This is a genomic window from Pantoea sp. Morm, assembly GCF_016643525.1.
Classification (GTDB): Bacteria; Pseudomonadota; Gammaproteobacteria; order Enterobacterales; family Enterobacteriaceae; genus Pantoea; species Pantoea dispersa.
Window position 1 is genome coordinate 57,293 of sequence record NZ_VOQX01000006.1, and the last position, 20,122, is coordinate 77,414.

At 59.3% G+C, this 20,122-nt stretch carries 17 protein-coding genes and 3 tRNA genes; 10 read left to right on the top strand and 10 right to left on the bottom strand.

Features of this window, described 5'->3' with window-relative positions; genetic code table 11:
* The first annotated feature begins 97 nt into the window (after positions 1-97).
* The 6 genes from tolB (at position 98) to FT726_RS03745 (ending at position 3,253) form a co-directional block, all read left to right on the top strand.
* Entirely contained in the window at positions 98-1,393 is a 1,296-nt protein-coding gene (gene tolB / locus FT726_RS03720) for a Tol-Pal system beta propeller repeat protein TolB (protein ID WP_021508528.1), read from the top strand.
* A gap of 64 nt (positions 1,394-1,457) precedes the next feature.
* Positions 1,458-1,976 carry a peptidoglycan-associated lipoprotein Pal gene (gene pal / locus FT726_RS03725; protein ID WP_021508527.1) on the top strand — a complete coding sequence of 173 codons (519 nt, stop codon included), beginning with the start codon at positions 1,458-1,460 and terminating at the stop codon, positions 1,974-1,976.
* Between the two features lie 9 nt (positions 1,977-1,985).
* Positions 1,986-2,777, top strand: a complete 792-nt coding sequence (gene cpoB, locus FT726_RS03730) for a cell division protein CpoB (RefSeq protein ID WP_058757869.1) — start codon at positions 1,986-1,988, stop codon at positions 2,775-2,777.
* 166 nt (positions 2,778-2,943) lie between these two features.
* Positions 2,944-3,019: transfer RNA gene (locus FT726_RS03735), tRNA-Lys, on the top strand.
* Positions 3,020-3,069: 50 nt separating this feature from the next.
* Positions 3,070-3,145: transfer RNA gene (locus FT726_RS03740), tRNA-Lys, on the top strand.
* A gap of 32 nt (positions 3,146-3,177) precedes the next feature.
* Positions 3,178-3,253, top strand: a tRNA-Lys gene (locus FT726_RS03745).
* A 477-nt stretch (positions 3,254-3,730) separates the two neighbouring features.
* Here FT726_RS03745 and FT726_RS03750 read toward each other — a convergent pair.
* Positions 3,731-5,191 carry an AlkA N-terminal domain-containing protein gene (locus FT726_RS03750; RefSeq protein WP_104187143.1) on the bottom strand — a complete coding sequence of 487 codons (1,461 nt, stop codon included), beginning with the start codon at positions 5,189-5,191 and terminating at the stop codon, positions 3,731-3,733.
* A gap of 158 nt (positions 5,192-5,349) precedes the next feature.
* On the opposite strand from FT726_RS03750, the gene FT726_RS03755 reads away from it, so the two are divergent.
* The 3 genes from FT726_RS03755 to pnuC all read left to right on the top strand — a co-directional run bounded on the left by FT726_RS03755 (position 5,350) and on the right by pnuC (position 7,798).
* Positions 5,350-5,865 carry a methylated-DNA--[protein]-cysteine S-methyltransferase gene (locus FT726_RS03755; protein ID WP_021508524.1) on the top strand — a complete coding sequence of 172 codons (516 nt, stop codon included), beginning with the start codon at positions 5,350-5,352 and terminating at the stop codon, positions 5,863-5,865.
* 126 nt (positions 5,866-5,991) lie between these two features.
* Entirely contained in the window at positions 5,992-7,053 is a 1,062-nt protein-coding gene (nadA, locus tag FT726_RS03760) for a quinolinate synthase NadA (RefSeq protein ID WP_346302409.1), read from the top strand.
* Positions 7,054-7,078: 25 nt separating this feature from the next.
* Positions 7,079-7,798 carry a nicotinamide riboside transporter PnuC gene (gene pnuC / locus FT726_RS03765; protein WP_021508522.1) on the top strand — a complete coding sequence of 240 codons (720 nt, stop codon included), beginning with the start codon at positions 7,079-7,081 and terminating at the stop codon, positions 7,796-7,798.
* Here pnuC and zitB read toward each other — a convergent pair.
* The 4 genes from zitB to FT726_RS03785 all read right to left on the bottom strand — a co-directional run bounded on the left by zitB (position 7,795) and on the right by FT726_RS03785 (position 12,835).
* Entirely contained in the window at positions 7,795-8,751 is a 957-nt protein-coding gene (gene zitB / locus FT726_RS03770) for a CDF family zinc transporter ZitB (protein ID WP_346302410.1), read from the bottom strand. The genes pnuC and zitB overlap by 4 nt on opposite strands.
* Positions 8,726-11,806 carry an ATP-binding protein gene (locus FT726_RS03775; RefSeq protein ID WP_346302411.1) on the bottom strand — a complete coding sequence of 1,027 codons (3,081 nt, stop codon included), beginning with the start codon at positions 11,804-11,806 and terminating at the stop codon, positions 8,726-8,728. Before FT726_RS03775 ends, zitB begins: the two co-directional genes overlap by 26 nt.
* The gene (locus tag FT726_RS03780; RefSeq protein WP_021508519.1) at positions 11,788-12,372 is read right to left on the bottom strand and encodes a response regulator transcription factor; all 585 of its coding nucleotides are present in this window, start codon (positions 12,370-12,372) and stop codon (positions 11,788-11,790) included. Before FT726_RS03780 ends, FT726_RS03775 begins: the two co-directional genes overlap by 19 nt.
* Before the next feature lie 103 nt (positions 12,373-12,475).
* Positions 12,476-12,835: a YbgS-like family protein gene (locus tag FT726_RS03785; RefSeq protein ID WP_058757861.1), complete on the bottom strand. Its 360-nt coding sequence runs from the start codon at positions 12,833-12,835 to the stop codon at positions 12,476-12,478.
* A 294-nt stretch (positions 12,836-13,129) separates the two neighbouring features.
* Here FT726_RS03785 and aroG point away from each other — a divergent pair, with 294 nt between their 5' ends.
* Entirely contained in the window at positions 13,130-14,182 is a 1,053-nt protein-coding gene (aroG, locus tag FT726_RS03790) for a 3-deoxy-7-phosphoheptulonate synthase AroG (RefSeq protein WP_021508517.1), read from the top strand.
* 63 nt (positions 14,183-14,245) lie between these two features.
* Here the strand turns inward: aroG and gpmA are convergent, their stop codons facing one another.
* The 5 genes from gpmA to modF form a co-directional block, all read right to left on the bottom strand.
* A complete protein-coding gene (gene gpmA, locus FT726_RS03795; RefSeq protein ID WP_010616013.1) occupies positions 14,246-14,998 on the bottom strand; it encodes a 2,3-diphosphoglycerate-dependent phosphoglycerate mutase in 753 nt (250 codons plus the stop codon).
* A gap of 152 nt (positions 14,999-15,150) precedes the next feature.
* Complete coding sequence (galM, locus tag FT726_RS03800; protein ID WP_346302412.1) at positions 15,151-16,185, bottom strand: galactose-1-epimerase; 1,035 nt, start codon at positions 16,183-16,185, stop codon at positions 15,151-15,153.
* A complete protein-coding gene (galK, locus tag FT726_RS03805) occupies positions 16,179-17,327 on the bottom strand; it encodes a galactokinase (protein WP_058781271.1) in 1,149 nt (382 codons plus the stop codon). The genes galM and galK overlap by 7 nt, the downstream gene beginning before the upstream one ends.
* Positions 17,328-18,371, bottom strand: a complete 1,044-nt coding sequence (galT, locus tag FT726_RS03810; protein ID WP_058769460.1) for a galactose-1-phosphate uridylyltransferase — start codon at positions 18,369-18,371, stop codon at positions 17,328-17,330. It lies immediately after the preceding gene.
* Between the two features lie 262 nt (positions 18,372-18,633).
* A complete protein-coding gene (gene modF, locus FT726_RS03815) occupies positions 18,634-20,106 on the bottom strand; it encodes a molybdate ABC transporter ATP-binding protein ModF (RefSeq protein WP_346302413.1) in 1,473 nt (490 codons plus the stop codon).
* Positions 20,107-20,122 lie beyond the last annotated feature (16 nt).

Below are 20,122 nucleotides of genomic sequence, written 5' to 3' on the forward strand. Positions count from 1 at the left end.
TTGAACTAAGGTTAGCTTGCCGTACTCTATGAGTACTCGTGTTTTTTCAGGAACTGTGCGAATTATCATGAACTCAGGTTCAGATAAGGGAGATAAGATGAAGCAGGCACTTCGTGTAACCTTAGGTTTTTTTGTACTGCTGTGGGCAGCGATGCTGCACGCGGAAGTACGCATTGAAATTACGCAGGGCGTGAATACCGCACGCCCAATTGGTGTGGTGCCGTTCCAGTGGGCCGGTCCGGGCGCTGCACCCGAAGATATTGGTGGCATCGTCGCAGCAGACTTACGTAACAGCGGTAAATTCAACCCGCTGGATCGTTCTCGTCTGCCACAGCAGCCGACCAGCGCACAGGAAGTTCAGCCTGCCGCGTGGAGCGCACTGGGTATTGATGCCGTGGTCGTCGGGCAGGTTACGCCGAACGCCGATGGCAGCTACCAGGTGGCTTATCAGCTGGTGGATACCGGTGGCGCACCGGGTACTGTGCTGGCGCAGAACTCCTATAAAGTCACCAAACAGTGGCTGCGCTATGCTGCGCATACCGCCAGCGATGAAGTTTTTGAGAAGCTGACTGGTATCAAAGGCGCGTTCCGTACCCGTATCGCCTATGTGGTGCAGACCAACGGCGGTCAGTTCCCTTACGAACTGCGCGTGTCTGACTACGATGGTTACAACCAGTTTGTGGTACACCGTTCGCCACAGCCGCTGATGTCACCGGCCTGGTCGCCGGACGGCAGCAAAGTGGCTTACGTGACCTTCGAAAGCGGTAAATCGGCGCTGGTGGTGCAGACGCTGGCCAACGGCGCTATCCGTCAGGTAGCTTCTTATCCGCGTCACAACGGTGCACCGGCCTTCTCGCCGGACGGCTCTAAGCTGGCCTTCGCCCTGTCGAAAACCGGTAGCCTGAACCTGTACGTGATGGATCTGGCCTCCGGTCAGACGCGTCAGGTGACCGATGGCCGCTACAACAGCACCGAACCTACCTGGTTCCCGGACAGCCAGACGCTGGCTTACACTTCGGATCAGGCCGGTGCGCCACAGATTTACAAAGTTAACGTTAACGGCGGAACGCCACAGCGCATTACCTGGGAAGGGGCTCAGAACCAGGATGCGGATGTGTCATCTGACGGTAAAACGATGGTGATGATCAGCAGCGCCGGTGGCGCGCAGCACGTCGCCAAACAGGATCTGGAAACGGGAGCCGTTCAGACAATAACGGACACGTTCCTGGATGAGACGCCAAGTCTGGCTCCTAACGGCACGATGGTAATCTATAGCTCTACTCAGGGGATGGGTTCCGTGTTGCAGTTGGTTTCAACCGATGGGCGTTTCAAAGCGCGTCTTCCGGCAACTGATGGACAGGTCAAATTCCCTGCCTGGTCGCCGTATCTGTGATGCATCGCTCCCTCGCCTGGCGGGGGAGTAAAATGTATGGCAAACAAAATAATAGGATAAAGAAATGCAACTGAACAAAGTGCTGAAGGGTTTGATGCTGGCTCTGCCGGTTATCGCGGTAGCTGCATGTAGCTCTCACAAAAACAACAACAACGATCAGACCGGTATGGGTGCTGACGGTGCATACGGCGCTGGCGCTGGCCAGAACGGCAACATGTCTTCTGACGAGCAGGCACGTCTGCAGATGCAGCAGCTGCAGCAGAACAACATCGTTTACTTCGGTCTGGACAAGTATGACGTGCAGTCTGAATACGCTCAGATGCTGGATCAGCACGCTGCTTTCCTGCGCAGCAACCCATCTTACAAAGTGACCATCGAAGGTCACGCGGATGAGCGCGGCACCCCAGAGTACAACATCGCCCTGGGCGAGCGTCGTGCTAACGCCGTTAAAATGTACCTGCAGGGTAAAGGCGTGTCTGCTGACCAGATGTCTATCGTATCTTACGGTAAAGAGAAACCTGCTGTACTGGGCCACGACGAAGCGGCTTACGCTAAAAACCGTCGTGCCGTACTGGTTTACTAAGAGAATCACATGATTAGTAACTTCAGACTTCATCTGTTGAGTCTGTCGTTACTGGTTGGCGTAGCGGCCCCCTGGGCCGCTAATGCCCAGGCGTCAATCAGTAGCGTTGGCTCAGGCTCGGTCGAAGACCGTGTCACCACTCTTGAACGTATCTCCAATGCCCAGGCTCAGCTTCTGCAGCAGTTGCAGCAGCAGATGAGTGATAACCAAAGCGATATCGATTCGCTGCGCGGGCAGATCCAGCAGAACAGTTATCAGCTTAATCAGGTGATTGAGCGGCAGAAGCAGCTTTATCAGCAGATCGACAGTCTGAGCAGCAGTAATGGTGCGCAGGCCAGCGGTGGTGCGGATGCAGCAGCCGGTGCCGCAGCGGGAAACGCTGATGCGGGGAGCAGCAATACGGCTGCCGCTGCACCCGCACAAACCGGCGATGCCAACACCGATTACAATGCTGCCGTCGCGCTGATTCTTGAGAAGAAACAGTACGACCAGGCGATTACTGCGCTGCAGGCGTGGGTGAAGAAGTATCCGGACTCCACCTATCAGCCGAATGCCAATTACTGGCTGGGTCAGTTGTTTTACAACAAAGGCAAAAAGGACGATGCGGCCTACTATTTTGCCACTGTAGTTAAAAACTACCCGAAATCGCCAAAAGCGGCGGAAGCGCTGTTTAAGGTTGGGGTGATCATGCAGGAGAAGAACGATACAGCGAAAGCGAAAGCGGTCTACCAGCAGGTGATCAAACAGTTCCCTAACTCTGAGTCTGCTAAGCAGGCACAAAAACGGCTCGCTGCAATGTAATTGCTGCAGTTAAGACCGGATTTCGTCTGATTTCTGGTCTTGCCGCGTGAAAGGTAAGCAGTTGAGACATTTAGCGGAAAATAAGGGTTGCGCCCTCCCGCTAAATCAGTAATATATGCCGCCGTTGCCGGGACATATCTTAACAAGTATCGGCAGCACTGAAGATGGGTCGTTAGCTCAGTTGGTAGAGCAGTTGACTTTTAATCAATTGGTCGCAGGTTCGAATCCTGCACGACCCACCATCTCAACCATTCAGTTTTGATGTCACTTCAGTTTGCTTCACAACCTTGATGGGTCGTTAGCTCAGTTGGTAGAGCAGTTGACTTTTAATCAATTGGTCGCAGGTTCGAATCCTGCACGACCCACCATCAAGTCGAAAGTTGTAAGCCACTTCCCGAGCGGGTCGTTAGCTCAGTTGGTAGAGCAGTTGACTTTTAATCAATTGGTCGCAGGTTCGAATCCTGCACGACCCACCAGTTATGTAGAAAGGCGCCCTAAAGGCGCCTTTTTGCTTTTTTACGTTTTATACAGTGTTAGATGGGTTGCTTTGAGATTGTGCACCGGCCAGATAAGGCGGGGCGGATCGCAAAGGAATCTCACATCCCTGTGGATCGGCCTCGCGAGTATTCGCCTCATCCCTGAGGCTCACCCGCAAGCGGGCAACACAGCGTGTTGTTCAAAAATGCTCCCGGCATTTTTGTCCATGGCTCGGACGCTTCGCTCCTTCCGCTCCCGCCTTAACTGGCCATCAAGCCTTGTCATTGCTTTAGATAATCGCACCCATGCTCAAAGAAGACGGAAGGGCCGGGCGGTGGAGTAAAGCTTCCGGCGCATGGATGCGCCGGCAGAGCCTACAGGGATGTATTTACGGCGACTTTACGCAACCGCCCCGTACCCTTTGGCTGAAAGGCACTATTACAGTTATTCTGGCAACGACATCATGCCAAATCTCACTACCGCTTTTCCGGCGTCAGGCTCTTCCAGATATGCAGCACCGCGTAACTGCGCCACGGGCGCCACACTTGGGACATCTGCTCTGCGACCTTTGCGCTCACGCCACCGAGATTATTGCGGATCGCAATGTCCTCTTTCGGAAAGGCATCCGGCCAGCGCAGGGCGCGCATGGCGATATAGCTCGCCGTCCACGGTCCGACACCCTTCAGCGCCAGCAACTGCTGCTGCACCACGTCCGGATTAACCGCACCATTGAAGCGCAGCGCTCCTGAGGCGCAGGCCGCGGCCAGTGCCTGGATCGCCTGCGCGCGGGCGCTCACAATGCCGAGGCTGGCGATATCATCCAGGGTGGCAGTAGCCAGTGATTCGGCCTCTGGCGGTAAGCGGGAGAGCGCAGGCCACGGTGTGGTGAGGGGCGCGCCAAAACGCTCCGCCACGCGACTGCTCAGCGTCGTCGCGGCTTTCACCGTCACCTGCTGGCCGAGGATGGCGCGGACCGCCAGCTCGAAGCCGTCAAACGCACCAGGAACGCGCAAACCCGGATAGCGCGCCAGACTCGCAGCTAATAGCGGATCCTGGCTGAGCTGCTCGCTGATGCGCTGTGGCTGGGCATCCAGATCAAACAGATCGCGCAAGCGGCGCAGCAGGGCAGGCAGCACCGGCGTCAGCGTGGTGGTAAATTGCACCTTCAGCGCCTGCTTTTCCGGCAAATGGCTAATGCGCACCCAGCCACGACACTGACCGAGCGCCACAGTACGATGATAAACGCCCTCGCTGACCCACTCGACTTGCTTCATCACGCGCTGTTGCAGGAAATCGAGGATGGCGTCCCAGTCATAAGGAGGCCGGTAGCTGAGGCGCAGTTCGGCGCTCTCCTGCTCACCATTCAGGGCTTCCGTCTGAATCTGCTTACGCAGACGCGAAGGCGTCATGCGATAGCGCGCCTGAAACACGTCGTTAAAACGGCGCAGGCTGCGAAAACCGCTGGCATAGGCAATTTCGGTCACCGGCAATGCGGTTTCAGTCAGTAGCTGCTTCGCCAGCAGCATGCGCCGGGTTTGCCGCAGTTCAAGCGGCGACACGCCCAGCTCCTGCTGAATCACCCGTCTTAGCTGGCGTTCACTCAGGTCAAACTCGCTGGCGATCTCAGCCAGTGTCTCCTGTTCTTCCAGTAAGCCTTCTTCGATACGGCGTATCAGCCGGTCGGCGATGCGATGATGGCTATCGACCGGCGCCGAACCAGGTGCCAGCTCGGGACGACAGCGCAGGCAGGGGCGAAAGTGCGCCTTTTCAGCCGCTTCGGCACTGGTGAAAAACAGGCAGTTCTTCTGCATCGGCGCTTTCACCGGACAGATCGGACGGCAGTAAATACCGGTGGAGGTCACGCCGACAAAAAACACCCCGTCGAAACGGCTGTCGCGCGCCGTCAGCGCCTGATAGGCAATTTCAGGATCAAACATCATCGTCTCCGGCAAATAAACACCATCGTCGCGCAGGTGCGGATGGAAAACTGGCTGCTTTCGGACAGCTAACCAGTTTATGCTCATGGCCGAAAACAGCCAGTTTCGCCGCGCAAAAGTGCGATAATCATCCGCATAGCCCATGCCGGAGGTGCAACATGTATCACGCTAAAATCATTACCACGCCCGTCGGAGAACTGACGCTCATTGCCACGGATCGCGGTCTGTCAGCCATTTTATGGGAAAACGAAGGCGCGCAGCGCGTGCCGCTGAAACCGATCGCGCGTAACGACCAGCATCCGATTCTCTGTGAGGCCGAGCGCCAGCTGCGCCAGTACTTTGCCGGCGAGCGCCAGCAGTTTGACATGCCGTACGACACCGTTGGCACTGCGTTTCAGAAAAAGGTCTGGCAGGCGCTGCTCACCATTCCGTTTGGTGAAACCCGCAGCTATCTGCAAATCGCGGAGCAGATCGGCAATCCGAAAGCGGTACGCGCCGTCGGGGCTGCCAACGGTAAAAATCCGTTGTCGATCATGGCGCCCTGTCATCGGGTTATCGGCAGCAACGGTAAGCTCACCGGCTTCGCTGGCGGCCTGGCGGTAAAAGCGTTTCTGCTTGAGCTGGAGAGCCCACAACAGGCGCAGGCCGGCGCGCAGCTGGTACTTCCCGCATAAAAATCACACGACAGGCTCGGTGTAATCCGCTATTGTGTTTAGCATATAAAACACGATGGCGGATTTAATGCCGCATCATCGTCCTGATGGGCGATTTTGTTAAATCGATAAAACGAGAGCCGTGTCATGAGTGCAATGTTTGATGCTGAAAGCGCCATTTATCCCTTCCCGCCGAAACCGGCGCGCCTCAGCCCGCAGGAAAAAGCCGGTTACATCGAAGAAATTAAACGCCTGCTCAAAGCACGCGATGCGGTGATGGTGGCGCATTACTACACCGATCCGGAAATCCAGGCGCTGGCCGAAGAGACCGGCGGCTGCGTGGCGGATTCCCTTGAGATGGCGCGCTTTGGCAGCCAGCATCCGGCGCAAACGCTGCTGGTGGCCGGCGTGCGTTTCATGGGCGAAACCGCCAAAATCCTTAGCCCGGAAAAAACCGTGCTGATGCCCACGCTGCAGGCGGAGTGCTCGCTTGACCTCGGTTGCCCGATTGACGAATTTAATCGCTTCTGCGATGCGCATCCGGATCGGACCGTGGTGGTGTATGCCAACACGTCGGCAGCGGTAAAAGCACGCGCCGATTGGGTAGTGACGTCCAGCATTGCGGTTGAGCTGATTGAATATCTCGACAGTCGCGGTGAAAAAATCATCTGGGCACCGGACCGCCATCTGGGCCGCTACGTTACGCAGCAAACCGGCGCTGATGTGCTGTGCTGGCAGGGGGCCTGCATCGTGCATGATGAGTTCAAAACCCAGGCGTTGCAGCGCATGAAAGCGCTCTATCCTGACGCGGCGGTGCTGGTGCACCCGGAGTCACCACAGGCGATTGTCGACCTGGCCGATGCGGTCGGTTCCACCAGCCAGTTGATTCAGGCCGCCAAAACGCTGCCGCATCCGCAGATGATTGTGGCGACCGACCGCGGCATCTTTTACAAAATGCAGCAGGCGGTACCGGACAAAGAGTTACTGGAAGCGCCTACCGCAGGTGAAGGGGCGACCTGCCGCAGCTGCGCGCACTGCCCGTGGATGGCGATGAATGGCCTGCAGGCTATCGCTGAAGGGCTGGCACACGGCGGCGCTCAGCATGAAATTCACGTCGATGCGGCACTGCGCAAGGCAGCGTTGCTGCCGCTCAACCGCATGCTAGACTTTGCAGCACAACTCAAACTTACGCTGAAAGGGAACGCCTGAGGCGGTTTTCATACAGGTGCAGATGATGGACTTCTTTAGCACACACAATATTCTGGTTCATATTCCGATTGGCGTCGGCGGCTACGATCTGTCATGGATTGAGGCGATCGGTACGCTGGCCGGCCTGCTGTGTATCTGGCTCGCCAGCCAGGAAAAAATTATCAACTACCTGTTTGGTCTGATTAACGTCACGCTGTTTGCGGTGATTTTCTTTCAGATTCAGCTGTATGCCAGCCTGCTGCTGCAGCTGTTCTTCTTTGTTGCCAATGTGTACGGCTGGTACGCGTGGAGCCGGCAGACCAGCAGCCATGAAGCGGCGCTGAAAATCCGCTGGCTGCCGCTGCCGAAAGCCATCGGCTGGGGCGCCGCCTGCGTGATCGCCATTGCGCTGATGACGCGCTATATCGACCCGGTATTCGCTTTCCTCACGCGCACCGCGGTGGGTCTGATGCAGTCGCTCGGCCTTAACGTGGTGATGCCGCAACTGCAGCCGGATGCCTTCCCGTTCTGGGATTCCTGCATGATGGTGCTGTCGATTGTGGCGATGATCCTGATGACGCGCAAATACGTCGAGAACTGGCTGCTGTGGGTGGTGATCAACGTTATCAGCGTGATGATCTTTGCGCGTCAGGGCGTGTATGCCATGGCGCTGGAGTACGCCATCCTGACGCTGATCGCGCTGAACGGCACGCGCCTGTGGATGCAGAGCGCACGGGAACAGGGTTCGCGCGCGCTGTCCCATTAGTGGTGATGATGCGCGTGGCCTTCCAGCGCTGCGTGCTCGTGCTGCGAGCCGCTCTCCTCGCATAACTCGCAGTCCGGGCCGACGCAGGGCTGATACTCCATCTGCACCGTGGCATGGGCAATCTGATAATGCTGGTGCAGATACTGATGAATGCGTCGCAGCAGGCCGTCGTGATCGTACGGCGGAATCACCTGTACGTGCAGCGTCAGCACCGGCTTTTCGCCCACCTGCCACACATGCACATGATGCACATTGCGCACTTCATCAATGTGACGCGTCAGCGCCCGCGCCAGCTTACCCACGTCGATATGCGTCGGTGCGCCTTCCAGCAGCTCGTGCAGGCTCTCACGCAGCAGCGCCCAGCCGCTGCGCACCACCAGCAACGCCACCAGCAGCGACAGAATCGGATCGATCGGCGTCCAGCCGGTCAGCATGATGATCACCGCCGCCACGATTGCGCCCACCGAACCCAGCAGATCGCCCAGCACGTGCAGCGCGGCAGCACGCACGTTGAGATTCTTCTCTTCGCTGCCGCGGTGCAGCAGCCAGAATGACAGCAGATTCGCCAGCAGGCCGGCAATGGCGATGCCGAGCATCAGCCCGCCTTCAATCGGCTCGGGCTGGTAAAAACGGCGCAGCGCTTCCCAGACGATCAGGACGGTAATCACCAGCAGCGCGATGGCGTTCACAAACGCTGCCAGCGTGGTCAGACGCAGTAAGCCAAAAGTGTGACGCGCATTCGGTTTGCGCCGGGCGAACTGCACGGCCAGCAGCGCCATCAGCAGCGCGGCGGCGTCGGTGAGCATATGTCCGGCATCGGCCAGCAGCGCCAGCGAACCGGACACCAGCCCGCCGATGACCTCGGCAACCATAAACAGCGCGGTGACGCCAAACGCGGCGGCGAGACGCGTGCGGTTGCCGCCGTGCTCACTGTGAGAATGAGTGTGTGCCATAACGTTCCAGTTGGTTAAGTAGCCTGTTCGTTAATGATATCAGTAAATTGAGATTATCAGGGTCAGGCTGATGCTGTTTTGCCGCGTCGGCCAGCTGCTGGCAGCGGGCGGCCACGTCGTCAATGCCGAGCATCAGCCAGCTGCCTTTCAGGCGGTGCGCCGCGCGCGCCAGCTGGGGCCAGTCTGCGGCCGCGCTGGCCTGTAGCAGCGCATCACGATCCTGCTGCAGCGTACGCTGCAGGGTGTGGCAAATACGCGGGATGAAAGCCGGATTGTGCTGCGCCAGAATCTGCAGGCTGTCCGGCAGCACCTGCAGCGGATCGCGCACCGCCTGCGCCAGCAGCGGGGCAATATCCCGCAGAGTCACCGGCTTGACCAGCTGCGCTTCGTGCGCCTGCAGCGGCAATTTCAGCAGCTGTACGTCGGCGGAGCACAGTATGCGCAGCGCAGGCTGCACGCGCTGGCGCTGACGACGGCGCAGGATGCGCAGCAGCGTCAGGCCATCCGGGCGTGGCATCATCTGGTCGATAAACAGCACATCAAACGGCTGCTGCGCATCGGCCCGCAGCAGTTCGCGGCCATCCTCAAATACCGCCGCAGCAATGCCAAAGCTCGCCAGCTGCTGCTGCATCACCAGCAGATTGGTCGGGTGATCGTCGACAATCGCCACGCGCAGCTGCGGATAGTGCGGCCAGTGCGTGGCGTCATCCGCCGCCGACGCCGCACAGGGTTCCAGCGGCAGGCGCACGCTCACCGTGGTGCCCTGCTGCGGTGCGGAGTGCAGCGACAGCGTGCCGCCCATGCGCTGTACAATCTCGCGACAGATAAACAGCCCGAGGCCGCTGCCCTGCACCGCATGGCGCTTGCCCGACGGCGCCTGATACCACGGTTCAAACAGCTGCGCCTGCTCGCTGAGCGGAATGCCGCTGCCGCTGTCGCTCACCGTCAGCGCGATATCCCCGGTGACCGCCAGCGTCAGGCGGATTTCGCCGTGGCGGGTAAATTTCAGCGCATTGGCCACCAGATTGTTCACCACCTGCTGCAGGCGATCGCTGTCGAGCATCACGCTGGCCGGCAGCGGGGTCAGCGCCGCCACGTGCAGCTGTGGCCCGCCATCGCGCATCAGCGGGTGATAAAACTGCTGTTGCTGCTGTAGCCATAGCGTGAGATCGAGCGGGCGCGGCGTCAGGCGGAAGCTGTGATTCTCGATGCGCGCATGATCCTGCAGGTCGTTCAGCAGCGTCATCAGCGACCGGGCGCTGCTGTGCATCAGATCGAGCCGCGCGCTCGGATGCTGCTGCTGCTCCAGCTCCAGCAGACCCAGAATCGCCTGCATCGGCGTGCGCAGCTCGTGGCTGGCGGTGGCGAGAAACTGGCTTTTAGCGGCGTTGGCACGCTCCGCCTGCTCGCGCTGTAACCGCTCACGCCGCTGCTGCAGATAGCGGCGCAGCAGCAATACCAGCAACAGCAGGATGATTACGGCGGCCGCAATCAAAATCAGCAGCGGCACATTGCGCATCGTCATGGTGGTGCCGGGCTGCGGCGGCTGCGACCAGCTGACGCGCATCTGGTTCAGCGTATCTGCCGGAATCTGCTGCAGCGCATGGTCGAGCAGGGCGCTCAGCTGTGGCTGCTGTGCGCTCACCTGCGGCGCCAGCGGCCAGGCGATATCGCTGGCCACAAACGCGAGATGCACGCGGTTGCCCTCATGGCTGGCCATGCGCCAGCGCGCCGACAGCACGTTATCCACCACTGCATCAATCTGGCCAGTGTTGAGGGCCTGCCACAGCTGGGCGCGATCGTCGAACAGCTGGGGCGCGATCTCAGCCGGAAGCAGACGCTGCGCCAGATCGCCCCGCAGCACGCCGACGCGCTGAGCGTGCAGCGCGGACCAGCCCATCGGCTGCCTGTCGGACAGCGTGTAAATGCCCCAGATGGCGCGCCACACTGGCAGCGCGGTGCGGTTAGCATCGTCCCCGTACAGTGGCTGTAACAGGTTGAGCATCACCTGCTGCTGCTGTAACAGACTGGCGGCCTGCTGCGGATTATTAACCCAGCGCGGCGTGAAACGCAGGCCGGTGCTCTGGCTCAGCGCGTTAAGCAGGTCAATACCGAAGCCGCGCGCGTTGCCGCTGGCATCGCGATAGCTCCATGGTGCGTTATCGCTCTCGGCGGCATAAGGGATGGCATCCTGCTGCGCCAGCCACTGTTTCTCTTCGCCCGTCAGCATCAGGGTCTGCGTATCCTGATAGCGCAGCAGCGGCGGACTCCAGCGCTGCTGCACGCGATTGCTGAACTCCGCTGGCAGCAAACGCAGCTGGCGGTTGAGCCAGGCAATCAGCGCCGGATCGCGCGTCAGCGCGCGCAGCGACAGCTCGCCGGCACCGGGATCGGCGGTGATTTGATAAATCTGTCCCTGCTGCAGCTGGCTGAGCAGAAAACCGGCGCTGGCTTCATCGGCCACCAGATAGTCACTCTGCTGGTTCAGCAGCGCATACAGCGCCTGTAAATTGCCGGGCAGCGTCTGCCAGCGGTGGCGATGTGCAAAGGTTTGCGGCAGCTGCGCCAGCGTGTCGGCGGCGATGGTCAACTGAGCGTTATCACTGTTGAACATCACCGCGCGCTGATTGTCACGATTGCGGTAGATGCGCATCGGACTGGTGAACCAGCTCTCGCTGGTCAGTACGTCGGCGGGCAGATCGCGCTGGCGGGTGCTCAGCACCATATCCACGTCGCCACGCTGCAGCGCCGCCAGCTGGGCGGCAAAGTCAGGGTAACCGTGCAGGCTGAATGTGCTGCCGCTCAGCTGGCTGAGGGCGCTGAGATAGTCGGCATCAATGCCCCAGATGCGATCGCCGATGCGCATCGCCCAGGGCGCGCTGTTTTGCGCCGGCACTGCCACGCGCAGCACCGCTCCCGGCCACGGCTCGGCGTGCGGCGCGGGCATCATGGCGGGCAGCATCACGCTGCTGGCGGGCTGCAATCCGGCGCGCGCCAGCAGACTGAAAAACAGCGCGAACAGCAGCAGCCAGCATTTCACTGCTGCGCTTTCCACAGTTCTGCCAGCTCGACCACCGACTGCACGCCGGTCTTCTCGAGGATATTTTTCTTGTGGGTGCTGACGGTTTTATTGCTGATGTGCAGCTGTTCGCCAATCTGGATATTCGACAGCCCGCGTACCAGCAGCGCCACAATCTGCTGCTCTTTCTCGGTGAGCGGTAGCGCAATGCGCTCCGGCAGCGGCGGAAACGCCTGCTGGCCGCCCAGCACCGCCAGAATCGCGCTCAGCAACTGCGCCATGCTTTGACTCTTCACCACATAGCCGGCCGCGCCGAGCGAGGCGGCGCTGAGCAGCGTGTGGCGGCTCTGCTGGGCCGAGTAAATCAGCACCGGACACTGCGGATGGCGCGCACGCAGACGGCGCAGCAGCTCCAGACCATCGCTATCCGGCAGGCCGATATCCAGTACAATCAGGTCAATATGATGCTGTTGCAGCAGCTGGCGCGCCTGGGCTTCGTCACCGGCGGCGTAGAGCTGTAATGGAATAGGGGCGTTGAGGCAGGCCGCTTCCAGCGCGACTTCAACTAAAGGGTGATCATCGATAAGCAGCAGCGCGGCCATGAAACAGTTCCTGTGAATTTCATAGCGTTAGCATAGCGGAAATAGGGCAGGGGAAAAACAACAGGGCGAGCCTAAGCTCGCCCTGCATCACGATCCGCGTGGCTTACTGCGTGGTGCCGTCAGTTTTATGTTTAACGTGACCACCGCCTTCCTTAGTTTCAACTTTCTTGTTCATATCCGGGCAGCGACCATCTTTACACATGGTATTTTTGTGTTCCTGGCTGGCCGACATATTGCCAGAGGTGGTACCAGAAGTCGCGGCACCGTTGGTGTTCATGCTGCCATTATTAATGTTGCTATTGTCGACATTATTTGGCGGCAGATTCTCTTTCGCGCCGCCCGCGGCTGCGCCGGCTTCTGCTGACGCATTCGCCTGGCCGTTGTTGTTATCCGCAGCCAGTGCTGCGCCGCTGCCCAAAGTCATCGCTGCCGTCAGAAAAATCAATGCAAACTTATTCATCATTATGCTCCTGTAATAAATGGATAGTTGCCGCGTGACACCCGCTGGTGCTGTTTGACGAAAAAAGCGTGCCGCGACGGAATTTAATTCCGTCATGAGTGTTCGGCATGAATATAAATAGCGAAAGCACCTCATTCCTCAGTGCTTACGTTTAAAAAGCTTAGTTCATAAACGAATAAATGCAAATCTGAGCGAGCCATTGGCGCACAGGACATAATTTACACCTGGTGCCTGAAGGGATACATTGGACGGGTTGCGCCCGGCGTACGCAGGGCCAGAAATTTGAATGGAATAAGTATGGATTACCAGAACGACGATTTACGCATCAGAGAGATCAAAGAGTTACTGCCCCCTGTTGCGCTGCTGGAAAAATTCCCCGCCACCGATAACGCTGCTCAAACCGTTGCCCAGGCCCGCCAGGCCATTCACCGCATTCTGCACGGTGAAGATGACCGCCTGCTGGTGGTGATTGGGCCATGCTCCATCCACGATACGCAGGCAGCCAAAGAGTATGCCGCTCGCCTGCTGACGTTGCGCGAGGAGCTGAAGGGTGAGCTGGAAGTGGTGATGCGCGTGTACTTTGAAAAACCGCGTACCACGGTGGGCTGGAAAGGGCTGATCAACGATCCTTACATGGACGGTAGCTTCCAGATTAACGACGGCCTGCGCCTGGCGCGTAAGCTGCTGGTGGATATCAACGACACCGGACTGCCGGCTGCCGGTGAGTTCCTCGACATGATCACGCCGCAATACATGGCGGATTTGATGAGCTGGGGCGCGATTGGTGCGCGCACCACCGAGTCGCAGGTGCACCGCGAGCTCTCCTCCGGGCTTTCCTGCCCGGTCGGCTTCAAAAACGGCACTGACGGCACCATCAAAGTGGCGATCGATGCCATCGGCGCTGCCAGCGCGCCGCACTGTTTCCTGTCGGTCACCAAATATGGTCATTCGGCGATTGTCGAAACCAGCGGTAATGAAGATTGCCACATCATTCTGCGCGGCGGCAAAGAGCCGAACTACAGTGCGGAACACGTTGCGGCGGTGAAAACCGGGCTGGAAAAAGCGGGCCTGCGTCCACAGGTGATGATCGACTTCAGCCACGCCAACAGCAGCAAGCAGTTCCAGCGTCAGATGGTGGTGGCCGCAGACGTGGCACAGCAGATCGCCGGCGGCGAGCAGGCGATTACCGGCGTGATGATTGAGAGCCACCTGGTGGAAGGCAACCAGAGCCTCGACAGCGGCAAACCGCTGGTGTACGGCCAGAGCGTCACCGACGCCTGTATTGGCTGGGACGACACGGAAAAAGCGCTGCGTCAGCTGGCGCAGGCGATCAAAACCCGTCGCGGCTAACGGCAGCGCACGGCATAAAAAAAGGCCAGACTCGCGTCTGGCCTTTTGCGTTTCAGCGTGAACTTACTTCGCTTTACCCTGGTTAGCAACGGCGGCGGCTTTCGCTGCGATCTCGTCGGCATCACCCAGATAGTAATGTTTGATTGGCTTGAAGTTCTCGTCGAACTCATACACCAGCGGTACGCCGGTTGGGATGTTCAGTTCGAGGATCTCATCTTCGCTCATGTTATCGAGGTATTTCACCAGCGCGCGCAGTGAGTTACCGTGCGCGGCAACGATCACTTTCTCACCGCTCTTAATGCGCGGCAGAATACTTTCGTTCCAGAATGGGATCACGCGATCGATGGTCAGTGCCAGGCTTTCGGTGGTCGGCAGTTGCGCGTCGGTCAGGGATTTGTAGCGCGGGTCGTGGCCCGGGAAACGCTCGTCGTTACGATCCAGCTCTGGCGGCGTAACGGCGAAGCCGCGGCGCCACTGTTTCACCTGATCGTCGCCGTATTTGGCGGCGGTTTCCGCTTTGTCCAGACCCTGCAGCGCACCGTAGTGACGCTCGTTCAGACGCCAGGTTTTTTCGACCGGCAGCCAGGCCTGATCCAGCTCATCCAGCACGTTCCACAGAGTGTGGATAGCACGCTTCAGCACTGAGGTGTAGGCAAAATCAAACACGAAACCTTCTTTTTTCAGCAGCTGACCGGCTGCTTTGGCTTCGGTGCGACCCTTGTCGGACAGATCCACGTCGTACCATCCGGTGAAGCGGTTTTCCTGATTCCACTGGCTTTCGCCGTGGCGCACCAGAACCAGCTTAGTTACGGCCATAGCTTTACTCCTTAATGCTTAATGTTTCGATGATGATAGAAACCGGCTGCGGCCGCTGATTTTAGCGGCACACTGATAGCGCCATACCATAGCGGAAAACAGCGCACGGCGTAAGCCTGTCGGCACCGCAGTGCGCGTTTTTCAACCGGCGCTTAGTGCGGGGTGAAGCGATAACGCGTCACGGAGTGCCATGTGTCGCCGGGCTGCAGCCAGCAATCAGGCTGCGGCCACTCGCTATGGTTGGGCGAATCCGGTAAAAACGCACTCTCCAGAGCGATGCCCTGGAAAGCAGTATAGCTGCCCTGTTCACGGGCGCGCGTTCCCTCCAGATAGTTGCCGGAGTAGAACTGCAGCGCCGGCGCGGCGGTGAACACGCTCACGCTAAGTTTGTCGTCCGCTGACCACAGCTGCGCAGCAGGCTGGCTGCTGTCACCGGCGGTGGTGAGCAGAAACGCGTGATCGTAACCTTTCACCGCGCGCTGATCGTCGTCGGCCAGGAACTCGTCCGCCACGCGTTTCGGCTGGCGGAAATCAAAGCTGGTACCGTCTACCACTTTCAGCGGCGCATTGGGAATGCCTGCGCTGTCCACCGGCAGATAACGATCGGCCTGCAGTTGTAAGCGATGCTGGCGCGCGTCGCCATGATGCGCATCAAGGTTGAAGTAAGCATGGTTGGTCAGGTTGACCGGACAGGCCTGATCGGTCTGCGCTTCATAGCGAATCGACAGGCAGTTATCGTCATCGAGCTGATAAATCACATCGGCAATCAGATTGCCGGGGTAGCCCTGGTCGCCGTCCGGCGAATCAAGACGATAGTGCACTTCGCTGTCGCTCTGGCTGAGGATCTGCCAGCGGCGCTTGTCGAAACCCTGCGGCCCGCCATGCAGCTGGTGCGGACCCTGATTGGCCGCCAGCAGCCGGTTAAGCGGCTTCAGCTCAGCGAAGGCGATGCGGTTCGCGTAACGCCCGATGGTGGCACCGAGATAAGCATCCTGATGCAGATAGTCGGACGGCGTGGCGCAGCCGAGCAGCGCTTCGCGCACGCTGCCGTCCTGCATCGGCACGCGCGCCGACAGCCAGGTGGCGCCCCAGTCCATAAAGGTGGCGACCATGCCGTTGCGGTTGCGCAGCACGGTGATGCGCCACGGCTGGCCGTCCGGCGCATGAGAGTTGACGTCGCTTACCATTGGCCGGCTCCTGCTGAGGCTTTGCACACGTAAAAGGTCTCTTTGATGCCGGTCTGCGCTTCGTACTGCTGCGCCACCGCCGCTTTCACCTGATCGACCAGATCGGTTGGCATCAGGGCGACAATACAGCCGCCGAAGCCGCCGCCGGTCATACGCACGCCGCCGCGCGGGCCGATTTCCGCTTTAACAATCTCCACCAGCTGATCGATGGGCGGCACGGTGATCTCAAAATCGTCGCGCATTGAGGCGTGCGAGGCGGCCATCAGCTCACCCATGCGTTGCAGATCGCCGCTGCTCAGCGCGTCCGCCGCTTCCAGCGTCCGGGCATTTTCGGTGATCACGTGACGCACGCGTTTGGCCACCAGCGGATCGAGCTGCTGTTCTGCCGCCGCAAACTCCTCCAGCGTCACGTCGCGCAGCGCCTTTTTGTTGAAGAAGCGCGCACCGGTTTCGCATTGCTCGCGGCGGGTATTGTATTCGCTGCCCACCAGATTACGACGGAAGTTCGAGTTGATGATCACCACCGCGACATCCTCCGGCATGGATACGGCGCGCGTACCCAGCGTGCGGCAGTCCAGCAGCATGGCGTGATCCTGCTGGCCGAGCGCTGAAATCAGCTGATCCATGATGCCGCAGTTGCAGCCAACAAACTGGTTTTCCGCTTCCTGCCCGTTAACGGCAATCGCTGCGCCGTCGAGCTTCAGCTGATACAGCTGCTGGAACACGGTGCCCACCGCCACTTCCAGCGAGGCGGACGAGCTGAGACCGGCACCCTGCGGCACGTTGCCGCTGATCACCATATCCACGCCGCCAAAGCTGGCGTCGCGCTGCTGCAGATGTTTCACCACGCCGCGCACGTAATTGGCCCACATCGGTTCGCTGAGCGGCTCAATCGGCGCATCCAGCGAGAAGCTATCCTGCTGATTGTCGTAATCCACCGCCACCACGCGCACCTGGCGATCGTCGCGGCGGGCGCAGGCAATCACGGTCTGATAGTCAATGGCGCAGGGCAGCACGAAGCCGTCGTTGTAATCGGTATGCTCGCCGATCAGGTTCACCCGGCCCGGTGCCTGAATGCTGTGGCTCGGCGCGTAGCCGAAGGTGTCAGCGAAAACCTGTTGAGTGATCGATTTTAAAGACATTTATTGTTCCTCGCGGAAATGGATAGCGCTGACAGAGCGCAGACGTTCTGCTGCCTGTTCCGCCGTTAAATCACGTTGGGTCTCGGCCAGCATCTCGTAGCCAACCATAAATTTTCGTACCGTCGCGGAGCGCAGCAGCGGGGGATAGAAGTGCGCGTGCAGCTGCCAGTGATCGTTGGCTTCGCCGTTAAACGGCGCGCCGTGCCAGCCCATCGAATAGGGGAACGAGCACTGGAACAGATTGTCGTAACGGCTGGTGAGCTGCTTGAGCGCCAGCGCCAGATCGGTGCGCTGCGCCTCGTTAAGATCGGTAATACGTTTCACGTGCGTTTTAGGCAGCAGCAGGGTTTCAAACGGCCAGGCCGCCCACCACGGCACCACCGCCAGCCAGTGTTCGGTTTCGACCACGGTACGGCTGCCGTCCTGCAGTTCGCGCGCTACGTAATCCACCAGCAGCGGCGTACCTTTATCAGCAAAGTAGCGGCGCTGGTTGTCATCCTCTTTTTGCGCTTCATTCGGCAGAAAACTGTTGGCCCACACCTGACCGTGCGGATGCGGATTCGAGCAGCCCATGGCTGCGCCTTTGTTCTCAAATACCTGCACCCACGGATAGTGCTGGCCGAGTTCGGCGGTCTGCTCCTGCCAGGTGCGCACGATATCCTGCAGGTTGTGCAGCGGCAGTTCGGGCAGGGTTTTGCTGTGATCCGGTGAGAAGCAGATCACCCGGCTGGTACCGCGCGCGCCTTCACAGCGCATCAGCACATCATCGCTCTGCGGCGCGTCCGGCGTATCGGTCATCAGCGCGGCGAAGTCATTGGTGAATACGTAAGTGCTTTTGTAGTCGGGATTTTTGTCGCCGGTGATGCGGGTATTACCGGCGCACAGGAAGCAGTCCGGATCGTGTGCGGGCAGTTGCTCCAGCGCCGGCGTCTCCTGCGCACCCTGCCACGGACGTTTGGCGCGATGCGGTGACACCAGCACCCATTGATCGATCAACGGGTTATAGCGGCGATGCGGATGATCGACCGGGTTAAATTTTTGCATAACAAGTCCTGGTAATCGGCAAACAGAAGAAAATCACTGCCTTCAACGTAGCATAACGGTGGCGCTGAAAGCGTGATCCAGTCTGGATAAATGGTATCGTTTACACAAGGTGACGATTCTCATTTTGTGGGTTTATGCGCAGCGTTTGCTGAATAATGCGGCAGGCTAGTGGTAGCGGTTACATTTTTAGGGGAAGAAATCTGTCAGGTGCGTACTGTTATCGCCGGGCCGCCATGGATGGCGACCCGCTCATGAGTGAAAACTAACGCAACGCCTCCTGCTGATAGACATAGCCCGCGCCCTGTTTTACAAAACTCAGGCGGTGGGTGATGCACTGCGGCGCGTCTTCGGCGTGGTGGGACACAAACATCAGCTGAGTACGGCCTTCGCCGATCAGCACATCAACAAAGCGGCGCACCAGCTGGCGGTTAATGGGATCGAGCCCCTGCAGTGGCTCATCCAGGATTAACAGCGTCGGGTGCTTCACCAGCGCGCGCGCAATCAGCACCAGCCGCTGCTGGCCCCACGACAGGCTATGAAACGGCGCATCGGCCAGCGCATTGTCCATGCCGAGCAGCGCCAGCCACTGGCGCGCCAGCGCTTTCTGCCGATCCGATACCGCCTGATACAGACCGATCGAATCAAAAAAGCCTGAGAGGATCACCGTACGCACGTTACAGCTGACGCGGTAATCCAGATGCAGGCTGCTGCTGACGTAACCGATATGCTGCTTGATGTCCCAGATGGTTTCACCGCTGCCGCGGCGAATACCAAACAACGTTAAATCATTGCTGTAGCCCTGCGGATGATCGCCGGTGACCAGGCTAAGCAGGGTCGATTTACCCGCGCCGTTGGGGCCGATGATCTGCCAGTGCTCGCCGGGATTGACCTGCCAGTTCAGGCCGTCGATCACCGCGTGATCGTTATACGACACCACGCCGTTGCGCAGGGTAACGCGCGGCGCATCTGCCGCCAGCTGCGGCAGCTGATCCGGCTGGTCCGGCTCCGGCAGCGCCATGCCCTGCAGGCGTTCGCTGTGCGCCAGCTGCGCCACCAGCGCTTCGGCGAGAATCGCCTGGCGCGCGCCCACGTGCGTCAGCGTGCACTCCGCCAGCACGCCGACCTGCTGGACAAAATCCGGGATATCGTCAAAGCGGTTCAGCACCAGTACCACGGTGTAGCCGTCGCGATGCAGCTGATGCAGCGTATCGGCAAGGCTGGCGCGCGATGCCACATCCAGACCATCAAAAGGTTCGTCGAGGATCAGCAAATCCGGCTGCGCCATCAGCGCCTGACACAGCAGCGTTTTGCGCGTTTCGCCGGTAGAAAGGTATTTGAAGCGGCGAGTCAGTAAAGCGCTGATGCCAAACTGCTGGGCCAGCGCCTGCGCCCGCGCCTCATCCTTTACTTCATCCTGAATGATCTCCAGCGCGGTGCGGCCGGTGTCATCTTCGCCTTCACTCAGCAGATCGGTGTTGTTGCGCTCCCACTCCTGCGTCACCAGCTGTTGCAGCTGCTCCAGCGACAGACGGGTGCGGCGCTGAAAATCCTGGCGCAGCTCGCCCTTGGCCGCCGTCAGCTCGCCGGACAGCGCGCGCGCCAGCGAAGATTTACCGCTGCCGTTGGCACCGACAAAGGCCCAGCTTTCGCCGCTGTGCAGGGTTAAGTCCGGCAGGGTCAGGGTAAGGCTATCGCTCAGGTGAAATATGCCTTGCGAAATTTGCAATGAGGCCATGATTTGTTCCGTTTTC